The sequence below is a fragment of the Algoriphagus sp. SE2 genome (assembly GCF_039563885.1).
Lineage (GTDB): Bacteria > Bacteroidota > Bacteroidia > Cytophagales > Cyclobacteriaceae > Algoriphagus.
The window spans coordinates 16,630-34,760 of the sequence record NZ_JBCLWJ010000012.1 but is presented as its reverse complement, the minus strand read 5'-3'; the positions used below and the strand labels follow the sequence as shown (position 1 = coordinate 34,760).

General features: G+C 38.0%; 17 protein-coding genes and 1 tRNA gene. 6 read left to right on the top strand and 12 right to left on the bottom strand.

The annotated features are described in order from the left end of the window. Window positions 1-242: 242 nt before the first annotated feature. The 6 genes from AAGF08_RS14265 to AAGF08_RS14240 all read right to left on the bottom strand — a co-directional run bounded on the left by AAGF08_RS14265 (window position 243) and on the right by AAGF08_RS14240 (window position 6,078). Window positions 243-953, bottom strand: coding sequence for a methyltransferase (locus tag AAGF08_RS14265; RefSeq protein WP_343511921.1), 711 nt, complete (start codon window positions 951-953; stop codon window positions 243-245). Next, on the bottom strand, window positions 953-1,555 hold the full coding sequence (locus AAGF08_RS14260; protein ID WP_343511920.1) for a DUF2179 domain-containing protein: 603 nt from the start codon (window positions 1,553-1,555) through the stop codon (window positions 953-955). Before AAGF08_RS14260 ends, AAGF08_RS14265 begins: the two co-directional genes overlap by 1 nt. Before the next feature lie 58 nt (window positions 1,556-1,613). Beyond that, on the bottom strand, window positions 1,614-2,780 hold the full coding sequence (locus AAGF08_RS14255) for an MFS transporter (protein WP_343511919.1): 1,167 nt from the start codon (window positions 2,778-2,780) through the stop codon (window positions 1,614-1,616). A 97-nt stretch (window positions 2,781-2,877) separates the two neighbouring features. Beyond that, window positions 2,878-3,906 carry a ferrochelatase gene (gene hemH, locus AAGF08_RS14250; RefSeq protein WP_343511918.1) on the bottom strand — a complete coding sequence of 343 codons (1,029 nt, stop codon included), beginning with the start codon at window positions 3,904-3,906 and terminating at the stop codon, window positions 2,878-2,880. A gap of 99 nt (window positions 3,907-4,005) precedes the next feature. Continuing rightward, the gene (locus tag AAGF08_RS14245) at window positions 4,006-5,241 is read right to left on the bottom strand and encodes a cation:proton antiporter (protein ID WP_343511917.1); all 1,236 of its coding nucleotides are present in this window, start codon (window positions 5,239-5,241) and stop codon (window positions 4,006-4,008) included. Window positions 5,242-5,247: 6 nt separating this feature from the next. Beyond that, window positions 5,248-6,078, bottom strand: coding sequence for a universal stress protein (locus tag AAGF08_RS14240; RefSeq protein WP_343511916.1), 831 nt, complete (start codon window positions 6,076-6,078; stop codon window positions 5,248-5,250). Window positions 6,079-6,291: 213 nt separating this feature from the next. Between AAGF08_RS14240 and AAGF08_RS14235 the strand changes: the two genes are divergently transcribed. After that, window positions 6,292-7,884 carry a M14 family metallopeptidase gene (locus AAGF08_RS14235; protein ID WP_343511915.1) on the top strand — a complete coding sequence of 531 codons (1,593 nt, stop codon included), beginning with the start codon at window positions 6,292-6,294 and terminating at the stop codon, window positions 7,882-7,884. Window positions 7,885-7,896: 12 nt separating this feature from the next. Next, the gene (locus AAGF08_RS14230; RefSeq protein ID WP_343511914.1) at window positions 7,897-9,633 is read left to right on the top strand and encodes a M14 family metallopeptidase; all 1,737 of its coding nucleotides are present in this window, start codon (window positions 7,897-7,899) and stop codon (window positions 9,631-9,633) included. A gap of 150 nt (window positions 9,634-9,783) precedes the next feature. Here AAGF08_RS14230 and AAGF08_RS14225 read toward each other — a convergent pair whose 3' ends face one another. The 6 genes from AAGF08_RS14225 to AAGF08_RS14200 all read right to left on the bottom strand — a co-directional run bounded on the left by AAGF08_RS14225 (window position 9,784) and on the right by AAGF08_RS14200 (window position 13,185). Beyond that, window positions 9,784-10,350: a hypothetical protein gene (locus AAGF08_RS14225; RefSeq protein ID WP_343511913.1), complete on the bottom strand. Its 567-nt coding sequence runs from the start codon at window positions 10,348-10,350 to the stop codon at window positions 9,784-9,786. Window positions 10,351-10,856: 506 nt separating this feature from the next. Then, entirely contained in the window at window positions 10,857-11,339 is a 483-nt protein-coding gene (locus AAGF08_RS14220) for a DUF4252 domain-containing protein (RefSeq protein WP_343511912.1), read from the bottom strand. 25 nt (window positions 11,340-11,364) lie between these two features. Then, the gene (locus AAGF08_RS14215) at window positions 11,365-11,913 is read right to left on the bottom strand and encodes a DUF4252 domain-containing protein (protein WP_343511911.1); all 549 of its coding nucleotides are present in this window, start codon (window positions 11,911-11,913) and stop codon (window positions 11,365-11,367) included. 4 nt (window positions 11,914-11,917) lie between these two features. Continuing rightward, on the bottom strand, window positions 11,918-12,346 hold the full coding sequence (locus tag AAGF08_RS14210) for a hypothetical protein (RefSeq protein WP_343511910.1): 429 nt from the start codon (window positions 12,344-12,346) through the stop codon (window positions 11,918-11,920). After that, window positions 12,343-12,834: an RNA polymerase sigma factor gene (locus tag AAGF08_RS14205; protein WP_343511908.1), complete on the bottom strand. Its 492-nt coding sequence runs from the start codon at window positions 12,832-12,834 to the stop codon at window positions 12,343-12,345. The genes AAGF08_RS14210 and AAGF08_RS14205 overlap by 4 nt, the downstream gene beginning before the upstream one ends. Before the next feature lie 278 nt (window positions 12,835-13,112). Beyond that, window positions 13,113-13,185 (bottom strand) — tRNA-Phe (locus AAGF08_RS14200). A 103-nt stretch (window positions 13,186-13,288) separates the two neighbouring features. Between AAGF08_RS14200 and AAGF08_RS14195 the strand changes: the two genes are divergently transcribed. From AAGF08_RS14195 to AAGF08_RS14180, 4 genes are all read left to right on the top strand, one after another. Then, window positions 13,289-14,623 (top strand): 4Fe-4S dicluster domain-containing protein, encoded by a 1,335-nt coding sequence (locus AAGF08_RS14195; RefSeq protein WP_343511906.1) that lies wholly within the window; start codon window positions 13,289-13,291, stop codon window positions 14,621-14,623. 93 nt (window positions 14,624-14,716) lie between these two features. Further along, complete coding sequence (locus AAGF08_RS14190) at window positions 14,717-15,508, top strand: (Fe-S)-binding protein (protein ID WP_343511905.1); 792 nt, start codon at window positions 14,717-14,719, stop codon at window positions 15,506-15,508. 77 nt (window positions 15,509-15,585) lie between these two features. Then, complete coding sequence (locus AAGF08_RS14185) at window positions 15,586-16,071, top strand: hypothetical protein (RefSeq protein ID WP_343511904.1); 486 nt, start codon at window positions 15,586-15,588, stop codon at window positions 16,069-16,071. Between the two features lie 43 nt (window positions 16,072-16,114). Then, window positions 16,115-18,046, top strand: coding sequence for an OmpA family protein (locus AAGF08_RS14180; protein WP_343511903.1), 1,932 nt, complete (start codon window positions 16,115-16,117; stop codon window positions 18,044-18,046). Window positions 18,047-18,131 lie beyond the last annotated feature (85 nt).

Here is an 18,131-nt window from a genome sequence, read left to right as displayed (position 1 = left end):
GGATCGTTTAGGTAATTTAATTTTTAGCCAAAAATATAGAATTAGTATTCACAAACAATATTAATTCAAAATCAATTATGCATAATTCCACCCAACAGGTTAAAATATTGCTACTTTATTAAAGAAAATAATATGTTTTTGAAAATATTGGGGAATAAATGACTGAATATTCAAAATATAATTGATGAAATTTAAAAATTAGATTGTCTCTGAGACTGCTAATCCTTCAGTAATAGATTCAATTAGGTGAATTCAAGCAAAAACCCCTTGACAATATTTTTGTATGAAAAATGGGGAACTCCATTATCGCTTTTAATGAATATTTGCTCTATTACTAGTTCAGTTTTCAGAAAAGAAAAACAAACAATTTCCCGAATTACTTTTTTCCCAGGCTTATCATGAACCAAAAATTTTCTATTCGGAAATAGACCTATTTTAGAGCATATCTCAATTAATTCCATCATCTGCCTCGAAGGTAAAATAACCCAAAAATCACCCTTGGCATTAAGTAGTTTTGAGACTTTTGATACCAAATCCGCAAAAGAAAGAGCATCTGTATGTAAGGCCTTATTCCTTTGTTCATCTTTAGATTTTAAGTGATCTTGGAAATACGGCGGATTGCTGACAATTAAATCAAATTTTTTATTTGGTTCAAAGGACTGAAAGGCTCCTTCCCAAATCATCAATCTATAAGAAAATGGACTCTCAGAAAAATTATTTTTTGCCCGTTTAGCTGCCAATTCATCTAACTCTACTGCATCAATTTGGGATTCCGTAAATCGCTGTGCAAGCATTAAGGCGATTACCCCTGTTCCCGTCCCAATATCAAGGATATTTTGAGGGTTCTTTCCTCCTGCCAGTCCTCCCAATAACACTGCATCTGTGCTGATTTTCATAGCACATCCATCCTGGTTGATTCGAAATTGCTGAAATTGAAACCAGTTGTTCGGCATTAAGCTCTTGCTTTACTGAAAAAACTCAAATTAAAGCGAGGCTTGTCGTCCATAACATTCAGTTCATCTTCAGAAACTCTTTTAACACTCTCAATGGTATAAAAGGCCTTATCATCCAAGCTCTTTACTTTATCTATAAATTTTGTCAAGGAGTCCCTTTTCATGACAGTAAATGTAAGTTGAACTTTTCCAGACCTCCCTTCTGCCCCTACAGTGGTAAACCGGAAATTCTCGGTTTTCATGTATTCCATCAAGTCAGGATTTGGCGTTGGAGTTATAACTCTGACCAAAACTCTTCCCAATGCCAGCTTTTCCTCGAAAAACATTCCAACGTAAGTACCTGCACCAAAACCAGCAGCATAAGCCAGGTAAGACATAGGATTGGACATATTTTGAAAAATTTGCCCTATTGCCAAAAGCCAGATAAGCGCTTCAAAAAAACCTAGTATTGGGGCGATGTTTTTTTTCCCATTCATCATAAACATGATTCGGAGCGTATTGATTGAAACATCTCCTACTCGCGCGAAAAAAATCAGTAAGGGCATGATCAAATAATCGAACAAATTTTCTGATACGCCTAAGGAAAGCATTAAATCTTGCATGATACAATCAATTTTGAAATTGCAGCAAAATTAAGGAATGGGATTGGATTTAGTTCTATTAGATTTTCAGGTCCCTTCCAGCAGCCATCCCAAATCCAGTAAATAAAATGGAGAAAAAAATCAGAAACCATATGAGGATATTCCAGGATCCAAATAAGTCCAAGGAGATTCCAAAAAGTATGGGGCCTAGTGCCGCTAAATAGTATCCTGAAGATTGAACCATTGCTGAGAGCTTTGCCGTAGTCTGATCCTCTGAAGTTCTCAAAGAAATCAAAGTGTAGGCTATACTAAGGCTCGCTCCCATCCCTAATCCAATAATCGTTAAGCTTAGGTAGGTGATCAATTCTGAATCAAAAAATAAGCCTAGGAAACCAATGATATAACCCAAACCAACTGCCATAATAACACCTGATTGCTGCTTAAGTCTGATTAATATGGAAGGTGCAAAATAAGACCCAACCAAGGAGATTAATTGCATAATAGAAGATACGGCACCTGCCTCCACGGGAGACCATCCTCGGGCAACTAACATATCCGGGAGCCAAGCTGTAAGGGTAAAATACATAACTGATTGACATCCCATAAAAATAGTCACTTGCCATGCAAGCTTTGATCTCCAGACATTCTTTGCTTGCCCGACACCTACTTGCATTCCTGCCTTAGGTCTGGTTAACTGGGGGATCCAGAAAAGTAAAGCCAGAACCATAAAAACCGCCCAAAAGGTTAAAGAACCTCTCCATCCTAATCCTAAATCTACTGCAATTGGAACCGAAAATCCTGCTGACACCGCAGCAAAAAGAGACATCATGGTTGCCAGCAAAGCAGTCATCAAACCTAGCTTGTGCGGGAGCCTTACTTTTATAAGAGGAATAATTAGGACGTTAGCAATAACAATTCCTATTCCGGTAAGCGCTGTACCAAAAAGCAATAATTCTATTCCTCCTAACACCCTAATGATTACACCAACTGTCAAAATAGCAATCCCTAAAAATACCGCTCTTCCCATCCCAAGTTTCTTCCCTATGGCGGGAGCAAAAAGTGAGAAGGTAGCAAATGTTAATAAGGGAAGGGTAGTCAAGAAACCAGCCAAGCCATTAGATAGTCCAAGATCCTCTCTGATAAAAGGAATCAAGGGACCAACCGAAGCTATAGAAGTCCTAAGATTGATTGAAATCAATAGGATTCCTGCTATCAAAAGCGATTGAGAGGGGATGGACTTTGACAAATTTTTAATGGGAAATTAAAAAACCAAATCTGAAATAGTTCTCTAAGTACAGCATAATAACTAGAACTTTGATTCTAAAATTGGATTGGCTTCTCTATCAGGATTTTGAATGAACAAGATCAACTAAGCAATCTACCCAGGTATCCCTGGAATTTAAACTGGGCACCAGATCCCAGTGTTCTCCACCTTGTTCTTCAAACTGTTCCTTATATTCCTGTCCAACTTCAACAGTAGTTTCTAGACAATCCGCTACAAATGCTGGAGAGAAAACCAATACTTTTTTAACCCCTTCTGAAGACAGTTTTTTAATCATGTCTTCTGTATACGGTTGAATCCAGGGATCTTTTCCCAAACGGGACTGGAAACATGTTAGTACTTTTTCCTCTGGTAATCCCAGCTGCTCAGTAATAAAGCGAGTGGTCTGGAAGCATTGTGCTCGATAACAAAATTGATTGGAAGGACCATATTTGTTGCAGCAAGCGCCTAATTGGCAATAATTATCAACAGATCCTTTTCTTATCTGGCGTTCTGGTAAGCCATGATAAGAAAATAAATATCGATCGTATTCCTGCTTTTCCATCATCTCCAGTCCCAATTCCTTCCAAGCCTTCAAAAACAAGGGGTGATCAATGAAATTACTAACGAAAGTAATCTCTGGAATTATCTGCCATCCTCTTGCTATCTCCATTACTTTATCGATCACAGAGCCATTTGTGGCAGAAGCATATTGAGGGAATAATGGAATAACAATGATTTTTTTAACCTTAGATTTCATCAACTCTTTCAAAGCTGATTCTATAGAGGGGCTTTGGTATCTCATCCCCATTGCTACTACATACTTACTGGAATCAAGCTTATCAACAATTTTGCCCTTTAGATCTTTGGTATGAAATAATAAGGGTGATCCTCTGTCGGTCCACAGCTTCCTATATTCAGCCGCCGATTTTGGGGATCGGAAAGGCGCAATTATCAAATTTACCAGCAACCATCTCGGGAAGGCGGGAAAGTCAATCACTCGACCATCCATGAGAAATTCACGTAAATATTTTCTAACATCTCCAGTAGCAGTACTGTCAGGAGTTCCCAAATTCACTAGTAATACACCAGTTTTTCCGGTTTTGATCATTTTTTGTTGATTGTGGGTAATGCAAAGGACAACCCAAAATTACATCCGATTGTTAACTTTAACCAATTGAAGTTACAAATGAGTCATTGAGAAAAGTACTCATATTTTCAGCTTTTGAGCCCAATTGATCAAAGGTCCTGACCCAATACTGGATATCAAGGCCAAGATCACCAATCCAATAAATAGTGATTCAGAAACTAAGCCTGTTTCCAATGCGATCAATCCTAAAATAATATCCATGCTGCCTCTGGTGCTCAATCCGAAACCAACTATCATGGATTCTTTTCTGGAAATCCCTGCATATCTACCTCCTATATAAGCCCCAAAATACTTAGCTAACAAGCCTAAAATCACCACCACTCCTGTTACTCCAGGATCAAAAGCCTCCACAAAATTTACTTTCAAACCAATGGATACGAAGAAAATCGGAGCAAAAATATTATTGATAAACTGATGAAGAATTTCCTTTGCCTTTTCCGTCAAATATTCAGAATCTCCCAACGCCACACCTATGATAAATGCCCCAAATATGGCATGAATCCCAATAAATTCGGTAAACGAAGCTGCCAAAAAACAAATCGCAAGAGAGAGAGACAATAAACCTCCAGGCCAAGCCAAATTTTTATTGATCCAAGGCAGAACACGATTGATTAATCCTTTACCCAACGTGAGCATAAATAGGGTAAATAATAAAGTCAGGCCAATAGTCGGCCAAACCCCAATTCCTTCTGCGCCTGATTCTGAAAGCGATAAAATTACTGAAAATACAATCCAGCCCAGAATATCCACAATCATTGCTGCAGCTATGATTAAAAGGCCAGTTTGGGTTTTGAAAATATCCAGATCCATGAGAATCCTAGCCACCACAGCTAACGCAGTAATTGAAATTGCCAATCCAAAGAATGTTGATGCAACTGCCCTATCATTGATATTCACTCCCAAAAATTCAGGAAATGCATAAGCTAGAACGAAGCCTGTGATAATAGGTAAGGCCATGGATGCCGCAGCAATTTTCAGAGCATTTTTACCTTGGTTCCAGACAACTTGAAGTTCTACTTCTAACCCAGCAATAAACAGAAGTAAGACGACAGAGATTTGCACAAAACCGTCTAATGCTACATTTGCCATCTCATGTGAACCAAAAAGATAGTCTTGAGCGCCTGGAAAAAGTGTTCCTAAAATTGTTGGCCCTAAAATGATCCCTGCAATGATTTCACCTATTACAGCAGGAAGTTTAAACTTTCTTGCTAGTTCAGAAAAAACTCTTGCCATAATCAGCATGGCAGCGAGCTGGAGGAGTAAGTTTATAACCTCCTTATGGTTTAGAGTTTCCATATGAGATTATTTTTTTACGATTAAAAGATTACATGGCAAAGTACTCAACAGGTCCTCTAAATCATGTGGGAAAATTCTATCGAAAAAGTTGAGTTTATGCTCATCTCCAACTACCAATAAATCGGCTCCGATTTTTTCACAAAACCTGGCTAATTCTATTGCCCATCTACCTCCGGTTACTTTAATACTTATTTTCAAGTCGCCCTTATCCAATTTTTCAAGAATCCCTTCCACATATTTGATTTCATCTTGGACAAGTTGCCGTCTTGTATGGGCTACTTCTTGCTCAGAATCCTCAGCGGCAGTCCCCATTTGTAATCCATACATTTTTATTTCATTCAAAATAAAAATTTGATCTGCTTGGACTTTTTTAGAAAATCCCATCCCTTGCTCAATAACAAAAGGCGTAATTGGAGTTTGGGTGCCATTAAAAACTACTTGAGAAAATCCGGTTGTTTCTATTTTAGGTTCAATTAGAGTCAGAACAGAACAAGGCGCTTTTCTGATAATTTTTCTACCGACTGATCCTAGATAATAGGTTAGAAAGCTTTCATTTTTCATCGCACCCGCTACTAGCAAATCCACATTCTCCTCACGACATGCATCTAAAATCATCTTTCCGGGTTTCCCTTCTTTCCAGATAATTTTGGTTTTATCCTTTGGCAAATCTGCATCTTTTACCACCTGCTCTAGCTTTCCCTCTAATTCAGTGGTTTTTTTACCTACATGAATTAAAATCAATTCTGAGTCAAAAAGTATTACCAGTCTCTTGGTTTCAGAAATCAATGCCTCGATTCTTGGAGAAAAGGCAAGGGCTAGGGCTATTTTTTGGTACATATTCTTGCAGCAATTTGTTTGAAATAAGCGAAAATTCCCGATCTGTACAACAAGAAATAGGTATCTTCCCCACTTATCCCGAGCAATGTCCATTCAAGAGTGAATTCCGCAATCGGAAAAAGTACTCCCGTTTAATTGAATTAAAATCGTAAAATTTAAAAGAATTTCACGCATTACAACCACCAAAAAATTAGTATTTAACCCAAACAATTTATGAGAAAATCACTACTTATCGGCTTACTGATAGGAAGCTTGGGTTGGTCAGTAGGTGCACAAGCCCAAACTGATTACCCGACTCTCTCCCAGGTAAACCAAAGACTTCAAAACCTAGGGTCCAACAGTTCAGCAGAACTCTCTTCACTGACCAAGACAGAAGGTGGAAAAGATATTTGGGTTCTTAAGGTCGGAACAGGCGAAGTAGATCAAAAACCAGCTATTGCAATAGTTGGTGGTGCGGAAGGATTTCATGTTCTAAGTGTAGAATTAGCATTACAGGTTGCAGAAAAACTAATTAGTGAGCATGCCGATATTCTGGAATCCACTACGTTTTATGTTTTCCCAAATATGTCACCTGATGCATATGAACAATATCATGCTGCTTTGAAGTATGAAAGAAGAGGTAACGCAGTATCAGTTGATCATGATCGGGATGGAATTCCAGGCGATAATGGCTACACAGATTTAGATGGAAATGGAATGATCACTTGGATGCGTGTGGAGGATCCGATGGGGGATTATGTGATTTCTAAAAAGGATGATCGGGTGATGGTGAAAGCTGATCGTTCCAAAGGTGAAGCAGGAAAATATATCGTTTTAAAAGAATCCAAGGACGATGATAAAGACGGGAAATTTGCAGAAGATTTAAAAGAAGGGATTGCATTTAATAAATCCTTGACCTATAAATTCCCAATTTTTGAGCCGCTAGCAGGTGATATAGCAGTTTCGCAAAAGGAATCAAGAGCATTATTGGATTATTTATTTGACCAATGGAACATCTTCGCTTTTGTTACTTTCTCCCCAGCAAATAATCTTTCCTCTCCTTTGAAGTACAATGCCGGTAACGCAAGAAAACGAATTGTTACATCAATTCTTGAAAAAGATCAGGCGATTAATGCGATGGTTTCAGGAGTTTATAATGAAACTATCTCTGAAAAAGCTTTTCAACAAACTAATCAAGGTACAGATGGAGACTTCTTTCAATGGGCTTATTTCCACTTTGGAAGACTAAGTTTTGGTACTCCAGGTTATTGGACTCCTGAGTTTAAAGGCAAAACCAATCCTGAGGAGAACTACCTCGCTTGGGCTGATTCCTTGGGTTGGGAAAATATCTACACGCCTTGGAAAGAAATCCAACATCCGGATTTCCCCGGTAAAAAAGTTGAAGTGGGTGGAATTAATCCATTTGTAATGGTCAATCCTCCTTTTGAAAAAGTAGGAGAAATTGCGGAAGAACACACGGATTTTATTCTAAAGCTTGCTGCTATGCAGCCAAAACTAGAAATGCATAATATTAAGATAGAAGGGATTGGAAATGGTTTAACAAGAGTTTCTGTGGATTTATTTAACAACTCCCCCATCCCAACGCATTCCCAAATGGGAGAGCGTTCCAGATGGTTAAGAAAGGTTAGAGTAGATATGAACATTCCAGCTGAAAGAATTATTTCTGGAAATAAAATCGAATTAATCGATGTAATTGGAGCTTATGAGAAGGTTGAATTAAGCTGGATTGTGAAAGGAAATGGAGATATACCTGTAAAGGCAGGTGCTTCTCATGTAGGTTTTGTGAATGCAAATTTTAAACTCTAACATCTAAAAATCATGAAAACAACAAAATTAATCGTTGGGCTGGCTTTTAGTGCTTTGAGTCTGACCTCTTTAAACACCCACGCACAGGAAAAATTTTTCCAGGCAGTTGGTACTCCATATAATCCAAAAGTGGAAATAGCCTTCAATCGCTATTATACTTATGAAGGGTTGGTGGATAATATGAAAAAAATCGCAGCAGCACATCCGGATATTGCTAAAATCGAATCTATTGGAAAATCCTATCAAGGAAGGGATATGATGACCCTGACAATCACGGATTTTTCGGCTGGTAAGGACACGGACAAGCCTGCCATGTGGATCGATGGAAATATTCACTCCAATGAAATTCAGGGTGGTGAATTTTCTCTTTATGCAGCCTGGTATCTCACTGAGATGCATGCTGATAATGAGTTTATCCAGCAGTTGCTTAAAGACAAAACATTCTATATCACCCCTAGTATCAATCCTGATGCAAGAAATGACTTCTTCAATGAGCCAAATACAGCCAACTCACCTAGATCTGGAATGATGGTTTTGGATAATGACGGAGATGGCTTAAGTGGTGAGGATGGGATGGATGACCTAGACGGAGATGGGCATATTACCATGATGATTCGTAAATCACCTACTGGTCGATATATTAAAGATCCTCAGGATCCACGTAAATTGATCATGGTTGGCGCTGACAAAGTGGGAGAATATGAAATGCTAGGACAAGAAGGTACAGACGGAGACGGAGATGGAAGAGTTAATGACGATGGAGTAGGTTATTATGATCCAAACCGTGACTGGGGATGGAATTGGCAGCCGGATTATATCCAAAGAGGAGCACTGAGATATCCATTTACGCTACCTGAGAATAGAAATATCATGGAGTTTGTCATGAAGCATCCCAACATTGCAGGAGCTCAAAGTTTCCACAATTCAGGTGGGATAATCTTGCGAGGTCCAGGTGCCGATGAGGATATAAGTACTTATAATAGAGAGGATATTCGAATCTATGATGCGATAGCCTCCAAAGGAGAAGAAATGATTCCAGGTTATAGCTATTTGACAGTTTACAAGGATTTGTATTCTGTTTTTGGAGGGGAATTAGATTGGTTTTATGGAACAAGAGGAGTGTTCACTTATTCCAATGAGTTAATGACTTCTTACCTATATTTCCATAAAGAACCTCAAGGACGCAGAAATCAAGATGAAATGTTTGATGTGGATCAGTTATTAACCATGGGAGATGCTTTTGTGATGTGGCATGAATATGAGCACCCGCAATTTGGAACCGTAGAAATCGGTGGGTTTAAGAAAACTTTTGGAAGAGCTCACCCTGGATTTTTATTGGAGCAAGATGCACATAGAAATGCAGCCTTCACCATTTATCACGCTTACCATACACCAAAACTATCAGTAATGGATGTAAAAGAAGAAGATTTGGGAGGTGGATTAAAATCCATCACCGCCACTATTTTCAATGAGCGTTTGATGCCTACCCATGCAAGTCAGGACTTGAAAAATAATATCGAAAGACCGGATTATGTAACAATTTCTGGGGCTAAAGTTGTTGCAGGATTTGTGGTAGAAGATGAAGACTTCAATAAGTTCTCTGAACAAAAAATGAATCCTGAGAAAATCAAAGTGGCAAATATTCCTGGTATGACGGGAGTAAAAGTGAAGTGGATTGTTTCTTCAGGATCAAATTATTCCATTACAGTTGATTCAGCTAAGGGAGGAAAAGCAAGTTGGAAGAAATAATCCCTAGCTCTAAATTCAAAAAAATAGCCTTGAAAAATCAAGGCTATTTTTTTGTCTTCTTTTAGAAAATTAGTGGTTTTTTTTTTCAATATAAATAAAAAAATCCCACTCCTTTCGGGAGTGGGATCCAATCGATAATAGTTGGTTTAATTAATAACGACTTGAAACAAAAGATTCAAATCCACTAGCAGTAGAAACTTTAAATGAGATATTCCCACTAGGCTGTGTAATATCATAAATCTTATGAAGACCTTGAGGGTTGTCGATTCTTTCTGTGTGGATTACATTATCACCATCATAGATTGAAACCAAAACCTCTTTTGCATCTAGGTTACTAACTAGGAGTCTATATTTATTCTCCCCCATCTTAGAAACTCTTGAGAATACAGCTGGTGCCTCTGCTACGAACGTATCAAAGGTTGCTGTTCTCAAAACACCTGATTCATCTAAAACTTCTACTGAATAAGTACCTTCTGGCAGCGCGTTGAGATCATATTTTTTTGCGAAAGCTTCTTCCTTATTGATCTTGTCTCTCATTACTAATCTGTCATCAGCATCAGTAATTTTAACAACTACGGTACCATTTGGAACAGCAGAATAAGATACTGCCACCTTTTTAGCTTCTGTTTGTCTGATTACGACAGTTTTGTCTTGATCAGCTGCGAATGCTCCTGTTGCGATCCCCGCAGCAAAAAGCAAAGTGAATAATTTTTTCATTTTAATAATTGGTTTAATAGGTTTTTGATTCTTTGTGTAACCTCTGGATGGCTGTTCCATCTAGGGGGATATTTTGGGTTACAGGGTCTCCGAGTTCGTGTCCGGACATTGTTTACTCTACAAAGGTACCTAACGGAATCAATTTTGCAAATGTTTCAATAAAAAATGATTTTAATTAATGATTCCGTAATAAATTTAACTTTTTATTAACGAAAACATATTTTTTCCCCGCTATCGATTGCGAAACTCGCTTCATTTCGTCCAAATGGATAATTGCAAAATTTTATTTACTTATTTAATACTATTGCCAAATCATGTAGTGACATGAAATTGGTTTTACCTGATAAAAATTATAGTTATTTGGTATTAAAAAAAATTTTCAATCTCTCATAAAAAAACTGATAAAAACGTAGTTATAGTATTTTTGGGTTTAATAATAGGCTCAGATTCAAAAAAAATACCGACTAATTCAAGTCGGTATCATAATTATTTTGGCAAGCTAATTATCAATGGATTCCTTTACTGGTAGCTCTAGCTACAGTCTCGGAATCAAATTCCCCTTTAAGTTCCACAACCATTAAGTCTCCTTCATCCCCTCCTACAAGTACGACAAGGTCTGAGATGGTTTTTCCTCCTTTAGAATAAACCAAAACTCCTCCTTTACCCTCTGATGCTTCCATTAATAGGTCATAACGTTCTCTTTCTAATCCTTTCTGCAAAGCTTTAAATTCTACGCGATCTCTATCAATATTATCCGGAAGTGTGAAGAAATTCAATTTCTCAACGGATTTGGCAACGGTAGACATGTCATTCTTATCCATGTCAATCTTGAATCCCTCAGCGAAATTCATGAAATTGCCCCCAAGCTCCATGTGAAAGAAGTCATCATCTCCTTTATATTTCTCATAGAGCGCCTTGACGCTTTTACTTTGTGCCTGTACTGCGAAGACCGATCCGATCATTAACAGTGTTAAAATCAATTTTTTCATTTGTAGTAAGGTTTAGTTTTCTTTTTTATTTATTTCCTTTTGAGCTTTTACTCCCTTTATTATAAGAGTCCATACCAGGGATGTCTGTTTTCTCCGCGAGCATATTCAAATCCTCATAGGTGAAATTACCCAACATCGAAAGCAGCGTGAATTCTCCATTGTTATCTCCTGAAAGCATCAATAATTCCCGCACCAAACCTCCTTCTTCACGCACCATAAACTTGAGGTTCGACCCTTTATCCTGAACATCCATTAACTCTTCATATTGATTTTTAGTCAAAGTACTCATGGCTTCTTTATATAAAGTCTGACCATTAACTTCATCAGAACTTAAAATCCTGATCCCTTTAACTTTTTGAATTAAGGTTCCTAAATCTTCGGCATCTTGATCGTCCTCAGAATTACTTTTTAAAAACCCTCCAGCCATTTGCATCATTTTCGGGGAAATGTAAACCCTCGAAAATCTATCATCCTCCATATACTTGGAGAAAAATTTCTGAATGGCATCATCTTGTGCCTGAGCTTTGAAAACCAAAGCCATCAGAATAATAGGTAGTATTACTAGTTTTTTCATGTTTTTATTCTTTAACCGTCCCAAACATTTGGTTGGTAGTATTCAAATATTTGATTTCATTCATCACTTGCATTTGTTCCTGACCTTTAGCCATATTGGATTGGATTAAGGCAAATGCTTGCATCACTTCTTCATAAGCTTGTTGCTCTTGCTGCTTTTGTTCATATGCTCTCCAGCCTACAAATGAAGCTGTGAAAATTGCAACCGAAGCAGCCCAGCTTAGCCACCTGGAATCTAATTTCCTGATCTTAGTTTTAGGAATGAATACTTTTTCAGGTTCTTCCTGACCATAAGATTCAAGTAGACCAAATAGGCTCTTTTCCTCCTGGAATTCAGATTGGCTATTTAATAGAGTCTTCAATTCTTTCTCTTCAAGCAGCGTTGTCTCTCCCTCCCAATATTTTTCAAGTAACTCTTCAATTCTTTCTTTCATCCTCTTTCCTTTAATGCGATCATTTTTTCTCTAATCTTTGTTCGAGCTCGATGTAAGTTAACTTTCACTTGCTCTATACTCACTTCTAAATAATCAGCTATCTCTTCATAAGTCATCCCTTCTACTTCTCTCAACTGGAAAATTTCTTGCTGCTTAAGAGGAAGGTCTTTTAATAGTATCATTACTTTTCTTACAGATTCCTTCACCTCTTCATTCACAGGCTCATCAGCTTGAACTTCCTCTATCCCATCTAAAGCATCCAATTTTTTCGAAGACCTATAGTGCATCAAAACTTCATTTTTCAAACTTTTGACAAGCCATCCTGATAAATTGGGGTGGATTGACAATTCCTTTTCCTTTTGAAAAGATTTTTCGAAAACATTTTGAATCATATCCTCAGCCAATGCCCGATCTCTTACCCAGAGATAAACCAATCGGTAGAGTTTAGATCTCTTTGGCCAAATATGTGTTTCAAAAAATGACTTCATTTTGTTAGGTGATGCATCAAAAGCAAGAATGTTACAGATTGGAAGAAAAAAAATTATTTTTTTTGAAAATCGTGATTTATCGGCTTTAAGACAAAGCTAATTTGAATCTAACCATTGGAAATTCCTCATTAGCCCAAAAACAACTGATTTATTTTTTTGTTGAAATTTAGTATGCATGCAGAGTATTTATTACTTTGCATCAAGTAAAATCAGTAAGAAATGAACAATGCTCCTACACAAAAAGTCATAAAAAAAGCCCTGCTGAATAACAGGGCTTGTGGTGATGAGTGGATTCGAACCACCGACTCACGGATTTTCAGTCCGATGCTCTACCAACTGAGCTACATCACCTTTTCTTAAAGTGATGCAAAGGTAGGTATTTGAATATTTGATGCAAATCATTTCAAGAAAAAAATAAAAGCCAAAACCAAAGAAAATATCTAAACTCATCAATATGAGCTTTTTACCTCAACTAGTATTTCTGATAATTTTAGCCGCTGCTTCCTGGTTCCTAAGCAAAAGGGTGAAATTCCTACGAAGAAACATTCTTTTAGGAAAAAAAATTACCAGAAATGATCAAGCTGAAGCGCGATGGAAGACCATGCTTTTGGTAGCTTTCGGTCAGCAGAAAATGTTTAAAAGAATCATCCCTGCTTTTCTCCACTTATTTATATATGTGGGATTTGTCGTCATTAATCTGGAAGTATTGGAATTCATACTGGATGGAATCTTGGGAACACATCGGCTATTCGCACCTTTTTTGGGTGGAGCCTATGTAGCTGCGATGAACTTTTTTGAATTTCTCGCAGTGGCAGTTCTCGTTTCATGCGTTGTTTTTCTCATAAGAAGAAACATTATCAAAGTGCCCAGATTTACCAAACCTGAAATGAAAGGTTGGCCAGCCTTAGATGGAAATTTGATTCTGATTATTGAAATTATCTTAATGATAGCCATCCTAACCATGAACGCTACTGATCAAATTCTTGCAGAAAGAGGTGTAGAGCATTATTTGGCTTTAGGAGGATTGGCATTTAGTGGAATGATTCGACCTCTATTTGAAGGAATGTCAGATGGATCATTGATTTTTATTGAGCGATTTGCTTGGTGGTTTCACATTGTCGGAATCCTAGCATTTGCTATTTATGTCACCTACTCCAAACACTTGCATATTTTCTTGGCCTTCCCAAACACCTGGTATTCAAATCTTCAACCTAAGGGGGAAATGGTCAATATGCCAGAAGTCACGAATGAAGTAAATATGATGTTGGGGATTCCTACAGATAGCCCAGCCGAACCTCCTGCTGAGATCGGAAGATTTGGTGCAAAAGATATCAATGACCTTTCTTGGGTAAACATTCTCAATGCCTATTCTTGCACGGAATGTGGACGATGTACCTCTGAATGTCCTGCTAATCTCACAGGCAAAAAACTTTCGCCAAGAAAGATTATGATGGACGTAAGAGACAGAGCTGAAGAAGTTGGAAAAAGCTTAGATACCGGAGGTAAAGGATTGGAAGATGGTAAATCACTGTTGGGGGATTATATCACGAAGGAGGAATTAAATGCCTGTACCAGTTGCAATGCCTGTGTGGAAGCTTGTCCTGTAAATATTGATCCGCTTTCAATTATTCTACAGATGAGACGATACGTTGCCATGGAAGAATCAGGCACACCAGCTCAGTGGAATGCCATGTTTCAGAACATGGAAACCAGTTTTTCGCCATGGAAATTCAGTCCCGCTGATCGGTTTAACTGGGCAGAAAAAGTAAAGAATGAAGAATCACAGTAAGTATTTAACAGTATTCAGTAAATCAGTAAAAGCCATCATTATTTTATAAGCTTTTACTCGAAGATCTAATATCATCAATCGAAAATCAGAATTATGTCTACCTATAAAGTACCAACTATGGCCGAGATGGCCGGAAAAGGCGAAACCCCAGAAGTATTATTCTGGGTAGGTTGTGCCGGTTCTTTCGACGAAAGATACAAAGCAGTAACCCAGGCATTTGTGAAAATATTAAATAAGGTTGGGGTGAGTTTTGCAGTACTAGGTCCTGAAGAAGCCTGCACAGGTGATCCCGCAAGAAGAGCTGGAAATGAATTTTTATTTCAGATGCAAGCCGTAGCCAATATACAGGTTTTGAATGGTTACGAGATCAAAAAAGTAGTGACTGCTTGTCCTCACTGCTTCAATACCATTAAAAATGAATATCCCGCTCTTGGAGGAAATTACGAAGTAATTCATCATTCCCAGTTTCTTCAGCAATTGATCAACGAAGGGAAAGTAACCTTAAAAGGAGGTGGTGAATTTAAAGGCAAGAAAATTACTTTTCACGATTCCTGCTATCTAGGCCGTGCCAATAATGTATATGAGGCACCAAGAGAAGTGATCAAAGCCTTGGATGTGGAATTGGTGGAGATGAAACGATGCAAAACCAAGGGGCTCTGTTGTGGAGCTGGGGGTGGTCAAATGTTTAAAGAGCCTGAACCTGGAAAAAAAGACATCAACATAGAGCGAACGGAAGAAGCTTTAGCCACTGGAGCTCATGCGATTGCGGTAGGTTGCCCATTTTGTCTAACGATGATGACAGATGGAGTAAAGAATAAAGAGAAGGAAGAAGAAGTAAAAGTTTATGATCTTGCAGAAATGATTGCCAAAGACATGGGAATTTGATTAAAATAGATTGAATCAATTTCACCCTTTTTGCCGTTAGGTAGAAAGGGTTTTTCTTTGCCTTTAAATAATGAAATATGTACGTTGAATTTGATAAGATGCCCGAACACGCTAGAGTGTGGGTATACCAAGCAGAAAGAACTCTCAGTAAGCATGAGGTAGCTCAGATAGAAAGTCGCTTGACCACATTTTGCGAAGGATGGAATACACATGGCAATTTGATGCCGACCTCTTTTGATATTATTGAGGATCAGATAATACTATTTGCTGTGGATGAAAGTAACTTAGGGGCCAGCGGCTGCTCGATAGATAGTTCCGTTAGATTGCTTCATGAACTCGAAAGACAATTAGGTATTGATTTAACCAATCAGGGTAAAGTCAGTTACAAAAATGAAAATGAAATTAAAGTTTCTCCTGCGTTAGGTATCAAATCAAAGGTCCTTTCAGGAGAAATTTCAACAGATACAGAAGTCATAAACCCATTAATAAAGGAGAAATCTGACCTAAATCAATTATGGATTCCAGCGAAGTCTAGTTGGTTAAACAGATTTTTCCCAAATTAATTAGTAATATTCAGCTTAGATCGATCATCAATAGCCCTTTCAGATGAAAAACCATTTTTTGTGGATCACCTTTATTCTCATAATGAGTCTGAACGCTTGCAAAAGCCTTCAGGAAAAAGCAAATGATCAATTCCTTTCGGGACAGTATCAGTATGCAATTAATTCCTATTCTCAAATATTAGAGGATGATCCAGATAATAAAGAAGCAAATTCTGCAGTTGCAGAAAGTTATAGATTGTCAAACAGAATTGAGGAAGCAGGCCCTTATTATCAAAAATTAGCCGAAGAAGAACCTTCCTTTGACAATCTTTTCAGGCTTGGACAAAGCCTTAAAGCGCAAGGAAAAGATGAGGAAGCTAAAGAAGCTTTCGAAGAAGCTAAGAATTTTACACAAGAAGAAAACTTGCTTGCTGAAACTCAGCGTCAAATAGAAGCAATTAATCTCGCAAACGGCATTGATAATTATTTTCCAAACCATGTCCTGGTCAATTACAAGGAATTAAATACTGCAGGCCCGGATTACGCGCCTGTAACAAGCGAAAACTTTATTTATTTCACCAGTGGAAGGCAAGCATCCGGCTTATATCCAGCTGACGGATCTCCTTACACCAAGTTATTCCGAACAAGGGCTGAAGGAATCCGAGTAGATGTGGGAAATATCCAAGCATTACCGGAATTTCAAAATGAAGAAGGATTGAATCAGGCAGCAATTGCGATTAGCCCCGATGGAAATACGATTATTTACGCAAGGGGTAATTCCACCTCCCCAAAGGATCTCCCCGAAACCGCTCTTTTTGCTTCCTATTTTAGAGGTTCTGGATTTACTCAGCCAATCTGGATGCCTGTTAATGAAGATGAATTTTGGTGGAACTCTACGCCGGCATTCAGCCCAGATGGGGAAGAACTGTACTTTGCTTCCAATAGACCAGGAGGTTATGGTGGAATTGATTTATATAAAGCAACCCGACTAGCAAATAGTGATTTTGGGAATGTCGTAAATCTTGGACCCAATGTAAATACCCCTGGAAATGAGATGTTCCCGAGACCTACGGCCGATGGAAAATTCTTCTTTTCCTCTGATGGTCATCCCGGTTATGGGAAATTAGATTTGTTTGTCGCTGAAAAAGATGAGGCTGGAAATCAGGTAATCAAAAACCTAGGAGAAAACTTCAATTCACCGAATGATGATTTTGGAATATTCTTTACAGACTATCCAAAGGCAGGTTTTATCTCTTCCAATAGAGATGGTGGCGAAGGAGATGACGACATTTATTTCTTTGAAGACAAAACCCCTAAACCAAAAATCGTCAATGTCTTATTGAATGTATACACCAAACAGCGAGTAGCCGGTGAGCCAGATGCAGTTTTAGAACAGGCAAGAGTCGTTCTGTACGACGATGAAAACAAACAAGAAGGAGGGGATTTCTCCAACTCAAATGGCCGTGTGAGATTCACCTTGGAACCAAATGCTGATTTTACGATTATCGCTTCAAAGTCCGGTTATTTCTCTAAATCCATCCCCTATTCCACTGTCGGAAAAACTCCAAATCCAGAAGATTTAATTCAGGAAGTCACCAATATCACCTTAGATACGACGATTGTTTTGGATCAACTGATTTTGGAAAAATCCATCGTATTGGAAAATATCTATTACGATTTGGATAAAGCAGATATCCGTCCGGATGCAGCTGTAGAACTTGATAAATTAGTTCAAATACTGAAAGATAATCCTTCGATTAGAATTGAGTTGAGTTCACATACAGATGATAGATCTTCCGATGAATACAACCTGGATCTATCACAAAGAAGAGCTCAGTCGGCAGTAGACTATATCGTTTCTCAAGGAATAGATCCAAGTCGATTAGTAGCAAAAGGATATGGCGAGAGTCAGTTGATTATTGAAAATGCTACAACTGAAGAAGAGCATCAAAAGAACCGAAGAACTGAATTTAAAGTCATAGAGATCATCCAGTGATTGAAATATTAACATAAGTAAGTGGCCATATTGGAATCAAATTCCAGTTATGGCCACTTTTGTTTTTTCAAGTTTTCCAGAACTT

Coding starts and splice junctions, on each gene's coding strand:
- AAGF08_RS14265 (WP_343511921.1), bottom strand. CDS start 953: ATGCCGAACAACTGGTTTCAATTTCAGCAATTTCGAATCAACCAGGAT.
- AAGF08_RS14260 (WP_343511920.1), bottom strand. CDS start 1,555: ATGCAAGATTTAATGCTTTCCTTAGGCGTATCAGAAAATTTGTTCGAT.
- hemH (WP_343511918.1), bottom strand. CDS start 3,906: ATGATCAAAACCGGAAAAACTGGTGTATTACTAGTGAATTTGGGAACT.
- AAGF08_RS14245 (WP_343511917.1), bottom strand. CDS start 5,241: ATGGAAACTCTAAACCATAAGGAGGTTATAAACTTACTCCTCCAGCTC.
- AAGF08_RS14240 (WP_343511916.1), bottom strand. CDS start 6,078: ATGTACCAAAAAATAGCCCTAGCCCTTGCCTTTTCTCCAAGAATCGAG.
- AAGF08_RS14235 (WP_343511915.1), top strand. CDS start 6,292: ATGAGAAAATCACTACTTATCGGCTTACTGATAGGAAGCTTGGGTTGG.
- AAGF08_RS14230 (WP_343511914.1), top strand. CDS start 7,897: ATGAAAACAACAAAATTAATCGTTGGGCTGGCTTTTAGTGCTTTGAGT.
- AAGF08_RS14225 (WP_343511913.1), bottom strand. CDS start 10,350: ATGAAAAAATTATTCACTTTGCTTTTTGCTGCGGGGATCGCAACAGGA.
- AAGF08_RS14220 (WP_343511912.1), bottom strand. CDS start 11,339: ATGAAAAAATTGATTTTAACACTGTTAATGATCGGATCGGTCTTCGCA.
- AAGF08_RS14215 (WP_343511911.1), bottom strand. CDS start 11,913: ATGAAAAAACTAGTAATACTACCTATTATTCTGATGGCTTTGGTTTTC.
- AAGF08_RS14210 (WP_343511910.1), bottom strand. CDS start 12,346: ATGAAAGAAAGAATTGAAGAGTTACTTGAAAAATATTGGGAGGGAGAG.
- AAGF08_RS14205 (WP_343511908.1), bottom strand. CDS start 12,834: ATGAAGTCATTTTTTGAAACACATATTTGGCCAAAGAGATCTAAACTC.
- AAGF08_RS14195 (WP_343511906.1), top strand. CDS start 13,289: ATGAGCTTTTTACCTCAACTAGTATTTCTGATAATTTTAGCCGCTGCT.
- AAGF08_RS14190 (WP_343511905.1), top strand. CDS start 14,717: ATGTCTACCTATAAAGTACCAACTATGGCCGAGATGGCCGGAAAAGGC.
- AAGF08_RS14185 (WP_343511904.1), top strand. CDS start 15,586: ATGTACGTTGAATTTGATAAGATGCCCGAACACGCTAGAGTGTGGGTA.
- AAGF08_RS14180 (WP_343511903.1), top strand. CDS start 16,115: ATGAAAAACCATTTTTTGTGGATCACCTTTATTCTCATAATGAGTCTG.